At 65.2% G+C, this 18,834-nt stretch carries 20 protein-coding genes; 11 read left to right on the top strand and 9 right to left on the bottom strand.

Annotated features, from left to right (window positions below; translation table 11 throughout):
* Both ureC and ACQKQA_RS18325 read left to right on the top strand, forming a co-directional pair.
* Positions 1 to 1,386 (top strand): urease subunit alpha (gene ureC / locus ACQKQA_RS18330; RefSeq protein ID WP_427560472.1); only part of this gene is annotated, 1,386 nt, incomplete at its 5' end.
* A 138-nt stretch (positions 1,387 to 1,524) separates the two neighbouring features.
* On the top strand, positions 1,525 to 2,667 hold the full coding sequence (locus ACQKQA_RS18325; RefSeq protein ID WP_427560470.1) for a sensor histidine kinase: 1,143 nt from the start codon (positions 1,525 to 1,527) through the stop codon (positions 2,665 to 2,667).
* A gap of 187 nt (positions 2,668 to 2,854) precedes the next feature.
* On the opposite strand, the gene ACQKQA_RS18320 is transcribed toward ACQKQA_RS18325, so the two are convergent.
* Positions 2,855 to 3,157 carry a chaperone modulator CbpM gene (locus ACQKQA_RS18320; RefSeq protein ID WP_427560467.1) on the bottom strand — a complete coding sequence of 101 codons (303 nt, stop codon included), beginning with the start codon at positions 3,155 to 3,157 and terminating at the stop codon, positions 2,855 to 2,857.
* A 55-nt stretch (positions 3,158 to 3,212) separates the two neighbouring features.
* Positions 3,213 to 4,154 (bottom strand): DnaJ C-terminal domain-containing protein, encoded by a 942-nt coding sequence (locus ACQKQA_RS18315; RefSeq protein ID WP_427560464.1) that lies wholly within the window; start codon positions 4,152 to 4,154, stop codon positions 3,213 to 3,215.
* Between the two features lie 297 nt (positions 4,155 to 4,451).
* On the opposite strand from ACQKQA_RS18315, the gene ACQKQA_RS18310 reads away from it, so the two are divergent.
* Complete coding sequence (locus ACQKQA_RS18310; RefSeq protein WP_427560461.1) at positions 4,452 to 5,717, top strand: Hsp70 family protein; 1,266 nt, start codon at positions 4,452 to 4,454, stop codon at positions 5,715 to 5,717.
* Positions 5,718 to 5,857: 140 nt separating this feature from the next.
* Here the strand turns inward: ACQKQA_RS18310 and ACQKQA_RS18305 are convergent, their stop codons facing one another.
* From ACQKQA_RS18305 to ACQKQA_RS18295, 3 genes are all read right to left on the bottom strand, one after another.
* Complete coding sequence (locus ACQKQA_RS18305) at positions 5,858 to 6,868, bottom strand: AI-2E family transporter (RefSeq protein WP_427560459.1); 1,011 nt, start codon at positions 6,866 to 6,868, stop codon at positions 5,858 to 5,860.
* Positions 6,869 to 7,032: 164 nt separating this feature from the next.
* Positions 7,033 to 7,341 (bottom strand): PsiF family protein, encoded by a 309-nt coding sequence (locus tag ACQKQA_RS18300; RefSeq protein ID WP_427560457.1) that lies wholly within the window; start codon positions 7,339 to 7,341, stop codon positions 7,033 to 7,035.
* 71 nt (positions 7,342 to 7,412) lie between these two features.
* On the bottom strand, positions 7,413 to 8,201 hold the full coding sequence (locus ACQKQA_RS18295) for an AraC family transcriptional regulator (RefSeq protein ID WP_427560454.1): 789 nt from the start codon (positions 8,199 to 8,201) through the stop codon (positions 7,413 to 7,415).
* 96 nt (positions 8,202 to 8,297) lie between these two features.
* On the opposite strand from ACQKQA_RS18295, the gene ACQKQA_RS18290 reads away from it, so the two are divergent.
* Positions 8,298 to 9,185, top strand: coding sequence for a DMT family transporter (locus ACQKQA_RS18290; protein WP_427560451.1), 888 nt, complete (start codon positions 8,298 to 8,300; stop codon positions 9,183 to 9,185).
* A gap of 58 nt (positions 9,186 to 9,243) precedes the next feature.
* On the opposite strand, the gene ACQKQA_RS18285 is transcribed toward ACQKQA_RS18290, so the two are convergent.
* The 3 genes from ACQKQA_RS18285 to ACQKQA_RS18275 form a co-directional block, all read right to left on the bottom strand.
* On the bottom strand, positions 9,244 to 10,134 hold the full coding sequence (locus ACQKQA_RS18285) for an alpha/beta fold hydrolase (protein ID WP_427560448.1): 891 nt from the start codon (positions 10,132 to 10,134) through the stop codon (positions 9,244 to 9,246).
* A gap of 149 nt (positions 10,135 to 10,283) precedes the next feature.
* A complete protein-coding gene (locus tag ACQKQA_RS18280) occupies positions 10,284 to 10,589 on the bottom strand; it encodes a DMT family transporter (RefSeq protein WP_427560445.1) in 306 nt (101 codons plus the stop codon).
* Between the two features lie 9 nt (positions 10,590 to 10,598).
* Positions 10,599 to 11,237: an FMN-dependent NADH-azoreductase gene (locus ACQKQA_RS18275; RefSeq protein ID WP_427560442.1), complete on the bottom strand. Its 639-nt coding sequence runs from the start codon at positions 11,235 to 11,237 to the stop codon at positions 10,599 to 10,601.
* A 141-nt stretch (positions 11,238 to 11,378) separates the two neighbouring features.
* Here ACQKQA_RS18275 and ACQKQA_RS18270 point away from each other — a divergent pair, with 141 nt between their 5' ends.
* Entirely contained in the window at positions 11,379 to 12,290 is a 912-nt protein-coding gene (locus ACQKQA_RS18270) for a LysR substrate-binding domain-containing protein (protein ID WP_427560439.1), read from the top strand.
* A gap of 33 nt (positions 12,291 to 12,323) precedes the next feature.
* Here ACQKQA_RS18270 and ACQKQA_RS18265 read toward each other — a convergent pair whose 3' ends face one another.
* Positions 12,324 to 14,399, bottom strand: coding sequence for an AsmA family protein (locus ACQKQA_RS18265; RefSeq protein WP_427560436.1), 2,076 nt, complete (start codon positions 14,397 to 14,399; stop codon positions 12,324 to 12,326).
* A 390-nt stretch (positions 14,400 to 14,789) separates the two neighbouring features.
* On the opposite strand from ACQKQA_RS18265, the gene ACQKQA_RS18260 reads away from it, so the two are divergent.
* From ACQKQA_RS18260 to ACQKQA_RS18235, 6 genes are all read left to right on the top strand, one after another.
* Positions 14,790 to 15,170 carry a hypothetical protein gene (locus tag ACQKQA_RS18260; protein WP_427560433.1) on the top strand — a complete coding sequence of 127 codons (381 nt, stop codon included), beginning with the start codon at positions 14,790 to 14,792 and terminating at the stop codon, positions 15,168 to 15,170.
* Positions 15,171 to 15,390: 220 nt separating this feature from the next.
* Positions 15,391 to 16,023 (top strand): TetR family transcriptional regulator, encoded by a 633-nt coding sequence (locus tag ACQKQA_RS18255; protein ID WP_427560430.1) that lies wholly within the window; start codon positions 15,391 to 15,393, stop codon positions 16,021 to 16,023.
* A 269-nt stretch (positions 16,024 to 16,292) separates the two neighbouring features.
* Positions 16,293 to 16,793, top strand: a complete 501-nt coding sequence (gene ureE / locus ACQKQA_RS18250) for an urease accessory protein UreE (protein WP_427560427.1) — start codon at positions 16,293 to 16,295, stop codon at positions 16,791 to 16,793.
* Positions 16,790 to 17,464 (top strand): urease accessory protein UreF, encoded by a 675-nt coding sequence (locus ACQKQA_RS18245; RefSeq protein ID WP_427560424.1) that lies wholly within the window; start codon positions 16,790 to 16,792, stop codon positions 17,462 to 17,464. The genes ureE and ACQKQA_RS18245 overlap by 4 nt, the downstream gene beginning before the upstream one ends.
* Positions 17,465 to 17,517: 53 nt before the next feature.
* Positions 17,518 to 18,132, top strand: a complete 615-nt coding sequence (gene ureG, locus ACQKQA_RS18240; protein ID WP_427560421.1) for an urease accessory protein UreG — start codon at positions 17,518 to 17,520, stop codon at positions 18,130 to 18,132.
* A gap of 36 nt (positions 18,133 to 18,168) precedes the next feature.
* Positions 18,169 to 18,741 (top strand): HupE/UreJ family protein, encoded by a 573-nt coding sequence (locus ACQKQA_RS18235; protein WP_427560419.1) that lies wholly within the window; start codon positions 18,169 to 18,171, stop codon positions 18,739 to 18,741.
* Positions 18,742 to 18,834 lie beyond the last annotated feature (93 nt).

The following is an 18,834-nucleotide window of genomic DNA, read 5'->3' as shown; positions in this document are numbered from 1 at the left end:
GACGTGACCATCGCCATCGGCGCCAGCACCGAAGTGATCGCCGGCGAGGGCATGATCCTCACCGCCGGCGGGATCGACACCCATATCCACTTCATCTGCCCGCAGCAGATCGAAGAGGCGCTGATGAGCGGCGTCACCACCATGATCGGCGGTGGCACCGGGCCGGCCACCGGCACCAACGCCACCACCTGCACCTCCGGCCCCTGGCACATGGCACGCATGCTCCAGGCCGCAGACTCGTTCCCGATGAACATCGGCTTCACCGGCAAGGGCAACGCCAGCCTGCCGGAGCCGCTGATCGAACAGGTCAAGGCCGGGGCCATCGGCCTCAAGCTTCACGAAGACTGGGGCACCACCCCGGCCAGCATCGACAACTGCCTGAGCGTCGCCGACCAATACGACGTGCAGGTGGCGATCCACACCGACACCCTCAACGAATCCGGCTTCGTCGAAACCACCCTCGGCGCGTTCAAGGGCCGCACCATCCACACCTACCACACCGAAGGCGCCGGCGGCGGCCACGCCCCGGACATCATCAAGGCCTGCGGCTTCGCCAACGTGCTGCCGAGCTCGACCAACCCGACCCGGCCGTTCACCCGCAACACCATCGACGAACACCTGGACATGCTGATGGTCTGCCATCACCTCGACCCGAGCATCGCCGAGGACGTGGCCTTCGCCGAAAGCCGCATCCGCCGCGAAACCATCGCCGCCGAGGACATCCTCCACGACCTCGGCGCCTTCTCGATGATCAGCTCCGACAGCCAGGCCATGGGCCGGGTCGGCGAGGTCATTACCCGCACCTGGCAGACCGCCGACAAGATGCAGCGCCAGCGCGGCCCGCTGCCGGGCGACGGCGCCGGCAACAGCAACTTCCGGGTCAAGCGCTACATCGCCAAATACACGATCAACCCGGCGATCACCCACGGCATCAGCCATGAAGTGGGCTCCATCGAAATCGGCAAATGGGCCGACCTGGTGCTCTGGCGCCCGGCGTTCTTCGGGGTCAAGCCGACGCTGATCCTCAAGGGCGGCGCCATCGCCGCCAGCCTGATGGGCGACGCCAATGCCTCGATCCCGACCCCGCAGCCCGTGCATTACCGGCCGATGTTCGCCAGCTTCGGCGGCAGCCGGCACGCCACCAGCCTGACCTTTATCAGCCAGGCGGCGCTTGCGGCCGGGGTGCCCCAGCAACTGGGGCTGAAAAAGCAGATCGCGGTGGTCAAGGGCTGTCGCGATGTGCAAAAAACCGACCTGATCCACAACGACTACCTGCCGCATATCGACGTCGACCCGCAGACCTATCAGGTCAAGGCCGACGGCGTGCTGCTGTGGTGCGAACCGGCGGATGTCTTGCCGATGGCCCAGCGTTATTTCCTGTTCTAGAGCCTGGGCCCTGGCGGGCACTCCTCCGGGTGCCCTCGGTCAGAAAAGCCGGGCAGCGAGTCGTGTTGGAAGCCTGTATCGGAACTAAAATTTTAAGCACCTTGCTGCTTTTTCGACTGCCTGACGGGGTTCCCGGCCATGCGTCTATCCGATTTCATCGTGCAACACCTTGAGCGCATCGTCGATGAATGGGAGCTGTTCGCCAGGTCCATCGCCCCGCACACCGAATCCCTGAACCCTCTGCAACTGCGCGCCCACGCCAGGTCGATCCTGCTTGCCGCCGCCCGCGACATGCAAACCAGCCAGACCGCCAGTGAACAGATGGCCAAGGCTCGGGGCGAAGGCCCGGAGAAAACCCCCAGCCTCGATAGAGCCGCCGCCAGCCATGGCGAGATGCGCCACAACGTGGGTTTCGACCTGGTGCAGATGACCTCGGAGTTCCGCCACCTGCGCGCCTGTGTGATCCGCCTCTGGATCGCCAGCCTGGAGTCGCCGGACCTGGCGTCCTTGCAAGACATGATCCGCTTTAACGAAGCCATCGACGAGGCGCAGGCCGAGTCCACCGAAGCCTATGCCGAACAGGTCAACCGCTCGCGGGATATCTTCCTGGCGATTCTCGGCCACGACCTGCGAACGCCGTTGCAGGCGGTGAGCATGTCCACCGAGCTGCTGGCGCGCAAAGTCGCGCTGGACGCCGAGGCGCTGGCCTATGTGTCGCGCATCAAGAGCGGCTCGCGGCATATGACGGCGATGGTCGGCGACCTGCTGGAGTTCGTGCGCAGCCGCCTGGGCAGCGGCCTGCCCATTGAACCTGCGCCCATGGACATGGCCAGTGTCGCCAAGGCGGCCATGGACGAAGCCTACGCCGGCCAGCCGGACTGCACGCCGACCCTGAGCCTGCTGGGCGACAGCCATGGCATCTGGGATCGCGGACGCATCGAGCAGATGCTGCAGAACCTGATCGGCAACGCCCTGCAGCATGGTGGCGACAGCCGCGCGGTGACCGTGACCGTCACCGGTGGTGCCGAGCAAGTGCAGGTGACCATTCACAATCAGGGACAGCCGATTCCCAAGGAGGCGCTGAATACCCTGTTCGACCCGCTGGTGCGTAACGCCAGCGAAGAACTCGGCGGCCCGCCCACCAGCCTTGGCCTGGGGCTGTTCATCGTCAAGGAAGTGGTCATCGCCCACCAGGGCAGCATCGAGGTCAGCTCCAACGATATCGACGGCACCACCTTCACCGTGATCCTGCCCCGCGTGTCCCGCGCCGAACCGCCGTAACCGCCGACCAGGACGAACACCCGTAGCCGCTGCCGAGCCCGCGAGGCTGCGATCGAGGACGAAGTCCTCGCAAAGCCTGTGCACGCGGTGGGTCAGGAAGAACGGGGGGCCCGGTTTACGACCGCTTCGCGGTCGAGCGCAGCCTCGCAGGCTCGGCAGCGGCTACAGGAACATCGGCGCACCCGCCTCAATCGGCGAGCAGGCGCCCCAGGCGTTGCTTGAGCATCTGGTTTTCCGTGCGCAGTTCATGGACTTCGTCGAGCAGTTCGAGCGCCAGGGCGACGCCTTCCCACTCCAGGTCCAGGTCATGGCGCAACTTGGCGGCGCGCTTGGCGATCGCCAGTTCGTAATCGGTGAAGCGCCAATCCGGGGGCGTCGAGCCATGGGGATCGAGGATCCCGTGCTCGACGATTTCGATCACATAGGCAGCCGGCAGGCCGGCCACCTCGCAGAACTCTTCCATATCCAGCTGAACGATCAGGGTGCTCATGGTCAGCGACTCCTAGGTTTCAGATCAGATGTTTCAGATCAGAAGTGGTTGCGGATCAGAAATGCTCCCGCGGGTTGAAGGCGGCCTTCTTCGCCAGCTCCTTCCACAACGCCTTGACGTCGTCGCCGGAAGCCTTGGGCATCACCGCCTTGAGCTGCACGAACAAGTAACCGCGCTGCCCGGCCTTGTTCAGCAGGCCGTGGCCCTTGGCGCGCATGCGCTGGCCGTTCTGGCTGCCGGCCGGGACCTTGAGGTTGATCCTGCCGGTCAGGGTCGGCACCGCGACCTCGGTCCCCAGCGCCAGCTCCCAGGGGGCCAGCGGCAGGGTGATGATCAGGTTCTCGCCCTCGATATCGAACTTCGGATGGGGTGCGAAACGGATGGTCAGGTACAGGTCGCCATTGGCCCCGCCACCGACACCCGGCGCGCCCTGGCCCTTGAGGCGGATCCGCTCGCCGTCGGTGACCCCGGCCGGGATCTTCACGTTCAGGCTCTTGCTGGTGTTGCTGACGTGCTGCCCGGCAGCGTTGTGATGCGGTACCTGGAAGCTGACCTTCTTCGACTCGGTCGACAGGGTTTCTTCCAGAAAGATCGGTAATTCCAGTTCCACGTCCTGTCCCCGGCGCCCGGCGCTGCGCGATTGTCCACCCCCGAAACCCGGCCCGCGGTTGCCGAAGATCGAACTGAAGAAGTCCGAGAAATCGCCGCCACCGCCAAAGCCGCCGCCCGCGTCCGCACGGCCCTTCCAGCCCGGCGGGCCCTGGAATGGCTGGCCGTGCTGGCCATAGCGCCGCAGATCGTCGTACTCGGCCCGCTTGTCTGCGTTTTTCAGCGCTTCATAGGCTTCCGACGCATCCTTGAACTTGGCCTCGGCGTCTTTTTCCTTGCTGACATCCGGGTGGTATTTGCGCGCCAGCTTGCGATAGGCGGCCTTGATCGCCTTGTCGTCCGCCGTCGGCGCCACCCCGAGTATCTTGTAATAGTCTTTGAAGTCCATCTAAGGATCACCATCCGTTATCAATATCGCGCGGTGTGACGCACAGCCTGCACGCCCGGTCGGCGTCGGGGCTGACCGGTCTCAATACCTGTGACTCACGCGGCGCAGCAGAAGTTTATCGGCAGCTGGCGGCGGTTCTTGCGACCGCCCGATGGCTGCCCGGCCCATGCCTGCAAGTTTGGGGTGAAGAATAGTCTTTCAAGGCGCCCGGGTTTCGATTTAGCGGATAGTCGGCCTTCGATTCTGCGAACGACTGACATACACTGCGCGGCCGTTTTTTACCGGAACTCGAAAGACATGAAAAACGCATCTGCGGCCCGTGCCTGCGGTATCGACTTCGGCACGTCCAACTCCACTGTCGGCTGGCTGCGCCCCGGCATGGAAACGCTGATTGCGCTGGAAGACGACAAGATCACCCTGCCATCGGTGGTCTTCTTCAACATCGAAGAACGCCGTCCGGTGTATGGCCGCCTGGCGCTGCACGAGTACCTGGAAGGCTACGAAGGCCGGCTGATGCGCTCGCTGAAAAGCCTGCTGGGCTCCAAGCTGATCAAGCACGACACCAGCGTCCTGGGCACGGCGATGCCGTTCAAGGACCTGCTGGGCCTGTTCATCGGCCAGCTCAAGAGCCGCGCCGAAGCCGCCGCCGGTCGGGAGTTCGAGGAAGTGGTGCTGGGCCGCCCGGTGTTCTTCGTCGATGACGACGCCGCCGCCGACCAGGAAGCCGAAGACACCCTGGCCGAAGTGGCACGCAAGCTGGGCTTCAAGGAAGTGTCCTTCCAGTACGAGCCGATCGCCGCGGCCTTCGACTACGAGTCGACCCTGGAGCGTGAAGAACTGGTCCTGATCGTCGACATCGGCGGTGGTACCTCCGACTTCTCCCTGGTGCGCCTGTCCCCCGAGCGCCGTGGCCTGGACAACCGCCACGAGGACATCCTCGCCACCGGCGGCGTGCACATCGGCGGGACCGACTTCGACAAGCAGTTGAGCCTGCAGGGCCTGATGCCGCTGTTCGGCTACGGCAGCCGGATGAAGAGCGGCGCCTACATGCCCACCAGCACCCACATGAACCTGGCGACCTGGCACACCATCAACTCGGTGTATTCGCAGAAGTCCCAGCTGGCCCTGGGCAGCATGCGCTACGACATCGAGGACACTGGCGGCATCGACCGCCTGTTCAAGCTGATCGAGCAACGCGCCGGGCACTGGCTGGCCATGGAAGTGGAAGAAACCAAGATCCAGCTGACCCACACCGACAACCGCGTGGTGCCCCTGGACCGGATCGAGGCGGGCCTGAACGCCGACCTGAGCCGGGCGCTGTTCGAGTCGTCCATCGACAGCCTGCTGGAGCGCATTCGCGACAGCGTCACCCAGTTGCTGGGCACTGCCAACGTCGGCGTCGGCCAGGTCGATACGGTGTTCTTCACCGGCGGTTCCAGCGGCATCCCGGCGCTGCGCCAGAGCGTGGCGGCCATGCTGCCCAACGCCCGCCATGTCGAAGGCAACATCTTCGGCAGCATCGGCAGCGGTCTGGCGATCGAGGCCAAGAAGCGTTACGGCTGAAACAGCCCCCTGTAGCCGCTGCCGAAGGCTGCGATCGGCCCGGGCCGCGTTCGGAGAACGGCCGCGGCGACCTTGTGATCGCTGAAGGTCCTGCGGACCTTATCGCAGCCTGCGGCAGCGGCTACAGGGATAGCGTCAGATCAAACCAGCCCCGCCAGCTTCAACTCACTCTTCAGGTAGGCGTAGTAAATCGGCCCGGCCACCACCCCCGGCAGGCCGAACGCCGCCTCGAACACCAGCATCGCCAGCAGCAGCTCCCAGGACTTGGCGCTGATCTGCCCGCCGACGATCCGCGCGTTGAGGAAGTATTCCAGCTTGTGGATGAAGATCAGGTAACCCAGCGCCGCCGCGGCCACCCAGATCGACAGCGACAGGCCGACGATGGTGATCAGGGTGTTGGAGATCAGGTTGCCGATCACCGGCAACAGCCCCAGCAGGAACGTCAGCACGATCAGGGTCTTGGTCAGCGGCAGCTTGACGCCGAACAGCGGCAGCACCACCGCGAGGAAGATCCCGGTGAAGAAGGTGTTGAGCAGGGAAATCTTGATCTGTGCGAAGACGATATTGCGAAAGGCCTGGACCAAGAGGTGCAGGCGGTCGAACAGCGCGGCCGCCAGCGGCTTGCGCTTGGTCAGGTCGGGCAGGCGCTGCAAGGCGATGATCGCGCCCAGCACCATGCCGATCAGCAAAGTCACGAAGGTGTGCGCCGCGTCCTTGCCCACCAGTTGCAGGTCGCTCAGGTGTTTGCTGGCCCAGGCGCCGATGGCCACCTGGAACTCCGCCGCGCTGGCCGGCAGATAGGAATCGAGGAACGGCGGCAACTGGCCGCGCGCCTTGTCCACCACCGCCATGAATTTGTCCAGGGAAGCGCCCGGGTTTTCCGCTTCATGCAACAGGAAGCTGATGGCGCCGGCGAACAACAGCGTCAGCACGCTGACCACCAGGGTGCCGAGCAGGGCCACCGCCAGCCAACGCGCGCGCCGCCCTTCGATCAGCCGTTGCAGTTGCGGGGTGAGCATGTTGACCAGTTCGAACACCAGCAGGCCCGCGAGCAGGCTCGGCAACAAGCGCAGGGGGATCATCAGCAACAGACCGCCGAAGACGATCACCCAACTGATGAACAACAGATGACGCTGAGAAAACGTTGGCATACAGCCTCAAAACAAACAGCGTGAAAGGATTGGCAGTCTGCCAGCGTTGCACTGGCGATGCGAGGCCGACAGGCGCGAGTCCGCAGGGGATCAACGATACAGGGTGTGTCAGGCAAACCGCTGCGACCGGATCGCAAGCAACCCCGCGCCTGTGAGGCAGGACGTTACTTCTTCAGGCACGTGCTCATGAAGGTCTTGCGCTCATCGCCCTTGAGGGCCTTGGCGGTGGCGTCGGCGTTACAGGTCTTCATCTTTTCCTGCTGCGTGGCAGGAACGGCGGCCGCGGCTGGAGTCGCCTTCAGGCAGGTGCTCATGAACGCCTTGCGCTCGTCGCCCTTGAGGGCCTTGGTGGTGGCCTCGGCGTTGCACGACTTCATCTTGTCCTGCTGGGCCTGCTGGGCAGCAGTGGCGGCAAATCCTTGGGAGCAGAGCAGCAGACCGGCCATCAACACAGGGATACGCAGCATCTTCATGGAGTTTTCTCCTTGTTACCGCACCGACGGGCACGGCCTCCAGCGCAGTGTAGACAAACCCTGTTACAGCTTCACCTGTTCCGTAGGCTGGTGCGTCGGTACTGCTCGGGGGTGCAACCGGCCTGGCGCTGGAACATCGCGATAAAGGCCGAGGCGGTGCTGTAGCCCATGTCGAAGGCCACCTCCTGAATGCTGCGCGAGCTGTCCAGCGCCTCGATGGAGGCCAAAAAGCGCAGGCGCTGGCGCCACTCGCCGAAACTCATGCCCAGCTCGCGCACGAACTGCCGGGCCAGGGTGCGCTCGCTGACATGGATCTGCCGCGCCCAGTCGGCCAGCGCGCGGTTATCCCCCGGGTCGGCCTGCAAGGTTTCCAGCACCCCGAGCAGGGCCGGGCTGCGGGCATAAGGCAGGTAACCGTCATGCACCGGCGCCTGCTGCAACTGATCGAGCATCACCTGGGCCAGGCGGCTGTCCGATTCCTGCTCGGGGATCTGCACATCGCGCGCGGCGAAGTCCTTGAGGATCGCCTTGAGAATCTCGCTGATGGCCAGGGTGCAGGCCTGCCGCGGCAGCGCCCGGCACAGCTCGGGGGCCAGGCACACGGCGCGGTACAGGATCGGCTGCGGGCTGTAGAAACTGTGCTCGGTGCCCGGCGGTATCCAGATGGCGTATTGCGGCGGCGCCATGAAGCGCTGGCCGGCGATCTCCATGTGCATCACGCCGTGGGCCGAATACTCCAGGCAGCCCCAGGGGTGGCGATGCTCCAGTGCATGGCTGTGGGCGTCGAAATCGGCGTAGCGGAAGTACACCGGCGCCGGCAGACCGCTGAAGGGCAGCAGGTCGATGTGTTTTTTGCTCATGCTGTCCGGATTCAAGGGTGGGTTGTCTGGATCGGAGTATAGGCTCGCATCCAGACAAGCGGATAATCCCCCTTCATCAACCTTGCGGTTTTCCCCATGCAATACGCTTATCCGTTACTGGCCATTTTTATCTGGGCCGGCAATACCGTCGTCAACAAGCTGGCCGTGGGGGCGATCTTCCCCGCGGAGATCGGTTTCTATCGCTGGCTGCTGGCCGGCCTGCTGTTCACCCCCTTCATGCTCAAGGCGGTGCTCGCCCACTGGGCGGTGATCCGTCCGAACCTGGGCAAGATCTTCATCCTCGGCGTGCTGGGCATGGCGGTGTACCAGAGCCTGGCCTACTTCGCCGCGACCCTGACCTCGGCCACCAACATGGGCATCATCCTTTCGCTGATGCCGCTGATGTCGCTGGCCATGGCCATCGCCAGCCTCGGCCAGCGCCTGACGGCCGGCGCCCTGGTGGGTGCGCTGCTGTCGTTCGCCGGGGTGCTGGTGGTGGTGTCGTCCGGCAGCCTCGGCGCGCTGCTGGAGCACGGCGTGAACCTGGGCGACGCGATGATGCTGGTCGCCACCCTGGCCTACGCGGTCTACAGCACCCTGCTGAAAAAATGGCAGCTGCGCCTGCCGCCGCTGGTGCTGCTGTACCTGCAGGTGCTGGTGGCCGTGGTGGTGCTGTTGCCGTTGTTCCTGGCCTCGCCGAAAACCGGCCTGAGCCTGCGCAACATGCCCTTGGTGCTCTATGCCTGCCTGCTGGCCTCGATGCTCGCGCCCCTGGCGTGGATGCAGGCGGTGGTGCGCCTGGGGCCGAGCCGCACCACCCTGTTCTTCAACCTGCTGCCGCTGATTACCGCACTGATTGCCGCCGTGGTGCTGCATGAACAGCTGGCGTGGTATCACCTGGTGGGTGGGGTGCTGACCCTGGGCGGGGTGATTCTTTCGGAGCGCTGGACCACGGCATTGGGGCGCAAGGCCAGCGTGGCCTGATCGATAGCCATCGCGGGCAAGCCTCGCTCCTGCGAAGGGGTATCGGTATGCCCGCTAGCTACACCCCGGCCGCCTTCAAGCGCTGCGCATGCTCGACGAACAGCCGGATCGGCTCGGCGCCCCGGCCCACCAGTCCCAGCGACTGGTTGACGATATCGAAGTGGTCGAGGGGGTAGTCGTCGCCGATCACCGTGCCCAAGTGCGAGCTGTAGCGGCCGACCATGCCATCGCACTGCCCGGCTTCGCGAACGAAGCTCCTGGCCAGCAGCCGGCAACTGCGATTGGTGCCGTCGAACAGGTTGCGCCCGCGGTCGGTCCGGCCCGGCTGCAAGGTGCCGGACCAGGAGTAGTACCGCACTCCGCCGACCTCTTCCGGCCCCTGCCCGCCCCAGGTTTGCGGCAGCCCCTGGGGATACTGCCGGTTGAACAGCGCCACGCCCTCGCTGGTCAGCGAGCGATGCGCGGCATGGATATCCGCCGGCAGCTTCGGCCCGCGATAGCCGGTGTCCAGCCAACTCATCAGCACCGCCAGCATGCGCAGGACCAGACTCAGCACACGCCCGCGCAGGGTATCGATGGAGTGGTGCCGCTCGATGTAATCGGCCAGCTCGGAGCCATGGTTGGGCCCGGCCACCGAGGTCACCGAGGCCACCCACTCCGGGCGTTTGGCCGCGGCGTAGCGAGCGGTGAGCGCCCCCTGGCTGTGACCGATCAGATTGACCTTGTCCGCGCCGGTTTCGCGCCGTATCTCCTCGATCCGCGCCAGCAACTGCTCGCCGCGGACCTCGCAGCAATGGAGCGGCGAGACCTGTACCGCGATCACCGTGGCCCCGCCGCGACGCAACGCCGCCTCGATACCGAACCAGTAGGAATACAACACCAGCCGGACAAACCCGAGCATGCCGGGGACCAGGACCAGCGGGTAACGCGTGGCGAGCTCTTGGGACATGTGAACGTCCTTGTGGTCGGGCGACTGTCGGGAAAACGCCCAAGGCTGGATACAGGACAGCAGCCAAGAGCATCGACAGCCAGGATGACAGCTTCACGACCACTTTATGACATCGCGAGCAAGCTCGCGAAAAGCCCACCTGCCGCCACTTATTTCAGCCCCACCACCCCGGCCACGATCAGCCCCACCGACAGCAGCTTGACCAGCGTCAGGCTCTCCCCCAGCAAGGCAAAGCCGAGGAACACCGTGCCCAGGGAACCGATGGCGGTCCAGATCGGGTAGGCGATGCTCACCGGCAGCTCGCGCATCGCCAGGGTCAGGAAGTAGACACCGCCCACCGCGGCCACCACCGTCAGCAGCGACGGCCATAGCCGGGTGAAGCCCTCGGCGTACTTCATGCCCATGGCGAAGGTGACTTCGAAGGCGGCGGCGATCAGCAGGAACAGCCAGGCCATGTCGCCTCCTCAGAAGGTCCGCGCCAGCGCCAGCAAACGTTGCTCGGCCTCGGCGCAGGACACCTGGAAGCTGCGCTCGGCCGACTCCTCGCCTTCCGCCGCGACCACCGTAACGTCGTCGATGCCGATAAAGCCCAGGGCGGTGCGCAACCAGGGGTCGGCATGGTTCATGGACTCCAGCTCGCCTCCCGGGCCAAAGCCGAACCCGCCGCGGCTGGTGACGATCAGCGCCTTCTTGCCCCGGACCAATGGCTCGTACTGGGCGATGCCGTTGTCCTGGACCGTATTGAAGGTCAGGCCCAGGCGCACAAGGTGATCGACCCAGGCCTTGAGGCCGCTGGGCACGCTGAAGTTGTACATGGGCGCCGAGATCACCAGCAGCTCATGCTCCAGCAGTTCCGTCACCAGCTCGTCGCTCAGGGCCAGGTCGGCCTGCATCGACAAGGGCCGCGCCTGCGGCTCGGGATGGAAGGCCGCGGCGACGAAAGCCTCGCTGATATGGGGCAGCGCCGCCCGACCCACTTCCCGGCGCGTCAGCCGGCCCTGGGGATGGGCCTCGAGCCAGGCCTGGAGAAAGTGCTCCGTCAGCCGCCGCGAATGGGAGCGTTCGCCACGGGGGCTGCCATGTACTGCTAGAATCCTGCTCATCTGTCATTCCTCGTCCTGGGTCGTCCAGCAAGGCCGCGTAAGCCTTGCCATGTGAGGAATAAAGCTATTGATACAGGCCCTCAGGAACAAATGAGCAATAGTTGATCAGGGTGAATCCATTTCATCCATAAGGTGCCCCTTATGTTTGCCAACCTGCCGCTGACCGCCCTGCGTGCCTTCGAATCCGCGTCCCGGCTGCTGAGTTTCAAGGCCGCCGCCGAAGAGCTGTCGGTCACGCCCACGGCGATTTCCCACCAGATCCGCGCCCTGGAAAACTGGCTCGGGGTGCCGCTGTTCGAGCGCCTGCCGCGCCAGGTGCGCCTGACCGAATGCGGCGAACGCCTGTTCCACAGCCTGCACGGCGCCTTGCTGGAAGTGGCGCAGAGCGTCGACAGCCTGCGTCCGCAACGCAGCGGCGCGAACCTGATGCTCTCCACCACGCCGGCCTTCGCCGCGCTGTGGCTGGTGCCGCGCCTGGGGCGTTTTTATGCCCGCCACCCGAACATCAACCTGCGCCTGGACACCAACTGCGACGTCATCGACCTGCATCAGGACGCGAGCATCGATCTGGTGGTGCGCTACAGCCTGGACGACTACCCGAATCTCTACGGGCTGTGCCTGTTCGACGAGTGCTTTGCGGTCTACGGCTCGCCGGAGCAGGTGCTCCAGGCCCGCCAGCAGACGCCGACGCTGATCAGCGTGCGCTGGCACAACTCCAAGCTCTACGCCCACGGCTGGGAGGCCTGGTGCGACAAGGCGCAGGAAAGCTGGATGCAGGACCGCCCGGTGTTTCGCGAGTACGACGAAGAGCACTATGCCCTGCAGGCGGCCATCGCCGGCCAGGGCCTGGTGCTGGCGAGCAATATCCTGGTCTCGGAAAGCGTGGCCAGCGGCCTGCTGGTGCCGTACCGCCCGGAGATCCACGTCGATGGCGCCGGCTACAGCGCGCTGTGCGTGCCCGGGCGCGAACGGCATCCGCCGGTGCGGGCGTTTTTCCAGTGGTTGCGCGAAGAGGCCCAGGCGGCCGGGCATCCGCTGCTCGCCGCCGGCTGACAGCCACCGCATGACCTGTAGGAGCGGTGGGGTTTAGCGAGTCGACTTGACCGCCACCGGCGCCTTGCCCGAACGCATCTGCTCAAGCAGCGGCGCGCACTGGTTCGGCTCGCCGCCGCTGGGCGCCACCAGCGCCAGCAAGCCGGCCGCCGGCCCGGCAATCACCCCCAGCGCCACCATGCCGGCACCGCGCAGCATCAGCGGTACGGCCTTGACCCCGGCCGACGGCTTGCTGAACTTGCCCTGCACATAGAGCGGCGAGCGCAGGGAGAACAGGCGCAGGCCCTTGGACTCCGGGGTGATGGTCAGGTCCAGCTGTTCGCTGGCCATGTTCGCGGTGCCGTCGATGTAGATGATCGCGTTCTCGGTGTCGAACACGAACAGGCGGCTGGTGGCCAGGCCGGTCTTGATGCCGAAGTCGGCGGCGGCGCAGTTGATCTTCACTTCCTTGTCGCCAAACATCTTGCCGATCACATAGTTGCCGACATTGAGCCCGGCGATTTCCATCAGGCTGCGGCTGATGGCGCCGTCGTTGATCAGCATCTTCAAATCGCCGTTGGCGCTGCCCAGCAGGGCCGCCACCGAATTGCCGCGCCCGGCGATATCGGCGTCGCCATTGAGTTCGCCGAAACTGGTCTTCATCGGCTCGAAGGTCGGGAACAGCTGCTTGAGCTTGAAGTTGCGCGCAGTCAGCCTGGCCCGGCCCTCCAGCGGCGCAGCCTGGCCATTGAGGCGGATCTGCGCGTCCAGCTTGCCGCCGGCCACGCCGAAGCGCAGCGGTTCCAGGCTCAGGCGGCCATCGTCGAGCACCAGGTGGGTATAGAGGTCGGTGAAGGGCAGGTCGTCGCTGTGGACGATGCGCTTGCCGGTGAATTCGACATCGGCGTCCATGTCGCGCCAGCGCTCGGTACGGAACTCTTCCACCGGCAGCACCTTGTCCGCCGGCTGCTTGCTGTCGCCGCCCCGGGCTTTCTGCTCGGCGTTGGAGTCGGCGCCGATCAGCGGCGCCAGGTCGCTGAACAGCAGTTGGTTGGACACCAGGGTACCCGTCAGTTTGGGCCGTGGTTGGCTGGCGACGTAGGTCAGGTTGCCGTGAATGTCGCTGTCGCCGATCTTGCCGTTGAAGTCCTCGTAGCTGAATTTCGCCCCGGTCGGATCGCGCAATTGCGCGCTCAGGTGGCCGTCGGTGGCATAGGCCGGCGAGTCCGGCAGGGTCACGCCGGTCAGGGGGTACAGGTTGCCCAGGCTGCTGCCGGCCAGCTTCATGCGCAGGTCCAGCGCGCCGAGGTTGAGCGGGTCGGTCAGGGTGCCGGCCAGTTCGACCCGGGTATCGCCGATCTTCGCCTGGACCTGCAGCGGGAACGGCTTGCTCGCCTCCTGCAGCGCCAGCAGGCCGCCGATCTTGCCGGAACCGGCAAGCGCCTGGCCGTGGTACTGCCCCTTGGCCTTGATGGCAAAGGCATAGGACTGCGGCGCAGCGCCCTTCTCCTCGGCTTTCTTCGCCGCCTTGTCGCCGACGATGTCGCTGAACGGAATCGGCTGGCCCAGCGGATCGATCAGCAGGTCGAGGCGGGTGTTCAGGCGCTGGTCGTTGAGGGTGACATGGCCTTTGTCGAAGCCGATCGCGCCGATATCCACCACCCAACTGGAGGGCTCGGCCTCGGGGTCGGCCGGGTCGAACTGGAAGGTCCAGTTGGCACGGCCGTCGGCCAGGCGCTCCAGGGCGGCATTGGGCTCGGTGAGGTCGATGCGCGGAATGCGCACGCGCTGCGCCAGCAGGGCCAGGGGCGCAATGCGCAATTCGACGCGCTTGAGGCTGACCATCTGCGGCGTCTTGGACCACTCGGGGTTGCCCAGGGTCAGGTCCTCGGCCACCACATGGGGCCACGGCACCCAGGCCCGCCAGCCGCCTTCGTCCGGCTCGCGCTGCCAGATCACCGCCAGGTTGCCGTTGATGGCGAAGGGGCGATGCAGCTCTTCGGTGACTTTGGCATTGAGGGGCGGCTTGATCCGGTTCCAGTCGAAGAACGCGATGATCAGTACCAGTACGGCCAGCAGCAGGCAAAGGCTACCGACTGTCCAGGCGAGAATTTTACGAGTGCGCGTCATGCACAGGGCTCCTGACTACCTACCGGGCGCCTGACTCGCGACGCCCTTGTGAACTGCCGGGGTTGAAATCCACCGGTCATGGGAACTACGACTGACAAACGGCCCGCAGGTTTAACCCGCGGGCGGCGAATCAGCGATAAAAAAGCGGATTTTTTTGACCGAAGCGCCAGGTTGGCGTTACCGCTGCCGCACGTTTTCGGGGCGCGACTGGGTCGAAAATACCCATTCCGGTGCCAGACCGCTCTTCGGAAACGCCCGTTCTAGAGCTGTTGAGCTGAACAATCAATTCTGTTGATTATTACCATTGTGGTTATGAACTTTTATATCGAATTATCGCGCGTAACATTGGCTCCGTACCCACTTTATCGCCCTCCCAAGGAGCCACTCATCATGAAACGCCAATTACTGCTCAGCCTGACCCTCTCGATCCTGGCCGCCAACGCTTTCGCCCTGCCAGCCGCCGAACAGGCTACCCCGCAAGTCAAAGCCAGCACCTCGGTATTCACCCAGACCCTGGCCGCCGATGGTAGCGACCGCACTCCACAAGGCCAGACCCTGGCTGCCGACGGTAGCGACCGCACCCCACAAGGCCAGACCCTGGCTGCCGACGGTAGCGACCGTACCCCACAAGGCCAGACCCTGGCTGCCGACGGTAGCGACCGCACCCCACAAGGCCAGACCCTGGCTGAAGACGGCTTCGATCGCACGCCCCTGGGTCAAGCTGTAGCCGAAGGCGGCCGTGATCGCCTGGAAGAGAAAGGTCTGGTTTAAGACGGCAACGACCGTTTGGCCCAATGCAACCCTGCCGCGAGTCAAGCCTATGATGCCTATACAGAAAAGCCCGGTCCCTGGATCGGGCTTTGTTTTGGCCTGACGCCCGCCGTGCCGCTATCACCGACTTCTTGAGCACAGCCCCCTCCCAGGTTCGACGCCGGCAAAGTTGATTTGCTAGAGTGCGCCGCTCTCTCTTGGTCAGAACACCCGCCAGCCGATGCTGCCCCGCGCCGAACAGAAACAACAGACTCGCCACGCCCTGATGGACGCCGCCCGCCACCTGATGGAGTGCGGCCGCGGATTCGGCAGCCTGAGCCTGCGCGAAGTGGCGAAGACCGCCGGCATAGTGCCGACCGGTTTCTATCGGCATTTCGCCGATATGGACCAGCTCGGCCTGGAACTGGTCAGCGAAGTCGGCCAGACCTTCCGCGAAACCATCCGCCTGGTGCGCCATAACGAATTCGTCATGGGTGGCATCATCGACGCCTCGGTGCGGATCTTCCTCGATGTGGTGGCGGCCAACCGCTCGCAATTCCTGTTTCTCGCCCGCGAGCAGTACGGCGGTTCGCTGCCGGTGCGCCAGGCGATCGCCAGCCTGCGGGAAAACATCAGCGCCGACCTCGCAGCCGACCTGACCCTGATGCCCAAGCTGCAGCACCTGAACATCGCCGACCTGACGGTGATGGCCGACCTGATCGTCAAAAGTGTGTTCGCCACCTTGCCGGACATCATCGACCCGCCCGCCCAGGCCCTGCCCGAGCACCTCACGCCCCAGGCGAAAATCACCCAGCAGTTGCGTTTCATCTTTATCGGCCTCAAGCACTGGCAGGGGCTGGGCAGCACCGAATAACCCCCCCGCCACGCCGCCGAATCCCGCCCCACCCACGACGCCTCATCCGCTCGCTATGGCCTGCGCCAGAGCGGCGCTTTGCCGCGCATCAAAAAACAGCACAGCGCACCAAGTCGGTGCTATAAATCAGGACATATCCTGACTTTGTAACAAAATAAAACAGAGACCTGCCCCTTTTTCAGGCACTTCCCACCTGTTTCCGATCAGACCGGGCGCTTGGCAAGGCACTTGCTCTACAGCCTGCATCGCTCATAGCAGGAAGCCTTCACATGCTGGTGATTCATCGCAGAATCGCACCGCAACCCGAGTGGTCCGCCGAGTTGCACCTGACCTTCGAAGCCCGCAGCAAAAGCCGCTTGCGCTGTTTCAGTGCCGACGGCGAAGACGTCGGGCTGTTTCTGGAGCGGGGCCAGCCACCGCTGCACGACGGCGAATGCCTGCAAGCCGAGGACGGCCGCATCGTGCGGGTCTGTGCGCGGGCGGAAACCCTGTTGCATGTCACCTGCCGCGATGCCTTCGAGCTGACCCGCGCCGCCTACCACCTGGGCAACCGCCACGTCGCCCTGCAGATCGGCGACGGCTGGCTGCGCCTGCTGGACGACTATGTGCTCAAGGCCATGCTCGAACAGCTTGGCGCCAGCACCGCCAACATCGAGGCGCCGTTCCAGCCGGAACATGGCGCCTACGGTGGCGGCCATCACCATTCCCGCCATGGCGACGAGGACTTCAACTACCCGCCGCGCCTGCACCAGTTCGGCGTCCACCCATGAACCCGGCCTGGGCCCTGCTGCGCCTGGCCAGTCCACAACTGCCGATTGGCGGCTACAGCTATTCCCAGGGCCTGGAAATGGCCGTGGAACAGGCCACCGTCCACGACCCGCACAGCGCCCGACGCTGGATCGGCGATCAGTTGCTGCTCAACCTCGCGCGCTTCGAGGCGCCGCTGTTATTGGCCCATTGCCGGGCCGCCGCGGACGGGGACTGGGCGCAGCTGCTGCAACTGTGCCAGCAACATCGTGCCAGCCGCGAAACCCGTGAGCTGCATCAGGAAAGCCGGCAGATGGGCTACTCCCTGCAACAGTTGCTGAACGGTCTGCCGGAGCTGGATGCGCCAGCCCGGAGCTTTCTCGAACAGATCGCCGAGCCCCATCTGGCCCTGGGCTGGGCCCTGGCCGCCCGCGCCTGGCAAATCGGCCCGCAGGACGCCCTGGCCGCCTGGCTGTGGAGCTGGCTGGAAAACCAGTTGGCGGTGCTGATGAAAACCCTGCCCCTGGGCCAGCAAGCCGCCCAGCGCCTGACCAGCGAACTGCTGCCCTTGCTGCAACAGGCCCAGCACGCCGCCGCGAATATCGATCCCGAACATTACGGCAGCGCCGCCTTCGGCCTGTCCCTGGCGTGCATGGCCCATGAGCGCCAGTACAGCCGTCTGTTCCGTTCATAGGTCCTTTTACTTGGGCGCCTGTCACTGTGGTGCCTTTTATTTTGGAGAGTCGCATGAACACACAACCTCTGCGCGTCGGCATCGGCGGCCCGGTGGGCTCCGGCAAGACCGCCCTGACCCTGGCCCTGTGCCTGGCCTTGCGCGATCGCTACAACCTGGCGGTGGTGACCAACGATATCTACACCCGCGAAGACGCCGACTTCCTGGTGCGCAACGAGGCCCTGGCCCCCGAGCGCATCATCGGCGTGGAAACCGGCGGCTGCCCGCACACGGCGATCCGCGAGGACGCCTCGATCAACCTCGAGGCGGTGGATCAACTGAACCGACGCTTTCCCGGCCTCGACCTGATCCTGGTGGAGTCCGGCGGCGACAACCTGTCGGCCACCTTCAGCCCGGAACTGTCCGACCTGACCCTCTACGTGATCGACGTGTCGGCGGGCGACAAGCTGCCGCGCAAGGGCGGCCCGGGTATCTGCAAGTCCGACCTGCTGGTGATCAACAAGATCGACCTGGCGCCGTTGGTAGGCGCGTCCCTGGAGATGATGAACAGCGACACCCAGCGCATGCGCGGTGGCAAGCCGTTCGTCTTCAGCAACCAGAAGACCGGCCAGGGCCTGGAGGAAATCATCGCCTTTATTGAACGCCAGGGCCTGCTGACCGCGGCCTGATCGCCCCTTACCCAAAACCGACAAGGAAATCCGTCCATGACCTGCAAACGCATTCTCGGTGCACTCGCCCTGCTGCTGACTCCCGCCCTGGCCTTCGCTCACCCGGGCCACGGCGACAACGGCCTGCTGGCCGGCATCGGCCACCCGATCGGCGGCCTCGACCATTTGCTGGCGATGCTCGCCGTCGGCCTGTGGGCCGCGCAGCAACAAGGCGCGGCGCGCTGGGCGCTGCCCTGCACCTTCGTCGGCACCATGCTGATCGGCGGCCTGCTGGGCTTCGAAGGCCTGAGCCTGCCGGCCCTGGAAAGCGGGATTGCCGCCTCGGTGCTGGCCCTCGGCCTGGCCGTGGCCCTGGCCGTGCGTCCGCCGCTGAGCCTGGCGGTAGCGGCCACCGCGCTGTTCGCCCTGTTCCACGGCGTGGCCCACGGCCTGGAGCTGCCGGACATGTCCAGCCCCTGGGCCTATGCCGCCGGTTTCGTCGCCGCCACCGCGGCCCTGCACGCCGCCGGTTATGCCGTGGTGCGGGTCCTGCCCCAGGCCGCGGCGCCTCTGGTGCGTTTGGCCGGCGCGGCATCGGCCGCCACCGGCGTCTGGCTGCTGGCAGGCTGAGTCGCCATTACCGCTTCTGCAGGAGCGAAGCTTGCTCGCGATACGGGCGACGCGGTCTGTCGCCAGGCATGCATTGCGGGCAAATTCTCCACC

The organism is Pseudomonas sp. NPDC089530, from assembly GCF_050280705.1.
Lineage (GTDB): Bacteria > Pseudomonadota > Gammaproteobacteria > Pseudomonadales > Pseudomonadaceae > Aquipseudomonas.
This window is presented reverse-complemented; position numbering and strand designations above follow the sequence as displayed.

Excerpts from the sequence above, each read along its gene's own strand:
- ACQKQA_RS18325 (WP_427560470.1), top strand. The coding sequence starts at position 1,525 with ATGCGTCTATCCGATTTCATCGTGCAACACCTTGAGCGCATCGTCGAT.
- ACQKQA_RS18320 (WP_427560467.1), bottom strand. The coding sequence starts at position 3,157 with ATGAGCACCCTGATCGTTCAGCTGGATATGGAAGAGTTCTGCGAGGTG.
- ACQKQA_RS18315 (WP_427560464.1), bottom strand. The coding sequence starts at position 4,154 with ATGGACTTCAAAGACTATTACAAGATACTCGGGGTGGCGCCGACGGCG.
- ACQKQA_RS18310 (WP_427560461.1), top strand. The coding sequence starts at position 4,452 with ATGAAAAACGCATCTGCGGCCCGTGCCTGCGGTATCGACTTCGGCACG.
- ACQKQA_RS18305 (WP_427560459.1), bottom strand. The coding sequence starts at position 6,868 with ATGCCAACGTTTTCTCAGCGTCATCTGTTGTTCATCAGTTGGGTGATC.
- ACQKQA_RS18300 (WP_427560457.1), bottom strand. The coding sequence starts at position 7,341 with ATGAAGATGCTGCGTATCCCTGTGTTGATGGCCGGTCTGCTGCTCTGC.
- ACQKQA_RS18295 (WP_427560454.1), bottom strand. The coding sequence starts at position 8,201 with ATGAGCAAAAAACACATCGACCTGCTGCCCTTCAGCGGTCTGCCGGCG.
- ACQKQA_RS18290 (WP_427560451.1), top strand. The coding sequence starts at position 8,298 with ATGCAATACGCTTATCCGTTACTGGCCATTTTTATCTGGGCCGGCAAT.
- ACQKQA_RS18285 (WP_427560448.1), bottom strand. The coding sequence starts at position 10,134 with ATGTCCCAAGAGCTCGCCACGCGTTACCCGCTGGTCCTGGTCCCCGGC.
- ACQKQA_RS18280 (WP_427560445.1), bottom strand. The coding sequence starts at position 10,589 with ATGGCCTGGCTGTTCCTGCTGATCGCCGCCGCCTTCGAAGTCACCTTC.
- ACQKQA_RS18275 (WP_427560442.1), bottom strand. The coding sequence starts at position 11,237 with ATGAGCAGGATTCTAGCAGTACATGGCAGCCCCCGTGGCGAACGCTCC.
- ACQKQA_RS18270 (WP_427560439.1), top strand. The coding sequence starts at position 11,379 with ATGTTTGCCAACCTGCCGCTGACCGCCCTGCGTGCCTTCGAATCCGCG.
- ACQKQA_RS18265 (WP_427560436.1), bottom strand. The coding sequence starts at position 14,399 with ATGACGCGCACTCGTAAAATTCTCGCCTGGACAGTCGGTAGCCTTTGC.
- ACQKQA_RS18260 (WP_427560433.1), top strand. The coding sequence starts at position 14,790 with ATGAAACGCCAATTACTGCTCAGCCTGACCCTCTCGATCCTGGCCGCC.
- ACQKQA_RS18255 (WP_427560430.1), top strand. The coding sequence starts at position 15,391 with ATGCTGCCCCGCGCCGAACAGAAACAACAGACTCGCCACGCCCTGATG.
- ureE (WP_427560427.1), top strand. The coding sequence starts at position 16,293 with ATGCTGGTGATTCATCGCAGAATCGCACCGCAACCCGAGTGGTCCGCC.
- ACQKQA_RS18245 (WP_427560424.1), top strand. The coding sequence starts at position 16,790 with ATGAACCCGGCCTGGGCCCTGCTGCGCCTGGCCAGTCCACAACTGCCG.
- ureG (WP_427560421.1), top strand. The coding sequence starts at position 17,518 with ATGAACACACAACCTCTGCGCGTCGGCATCGGCGGCCCGGTGGGCTCC.
- ACQKQA_RS18235 (WP_427560419.1), top strand. The coding sequence starts at position 18,169 with ATGACCTGCAAACGCATTCTCGGTGCACTCGCCCTGCTGCTGACTCCC.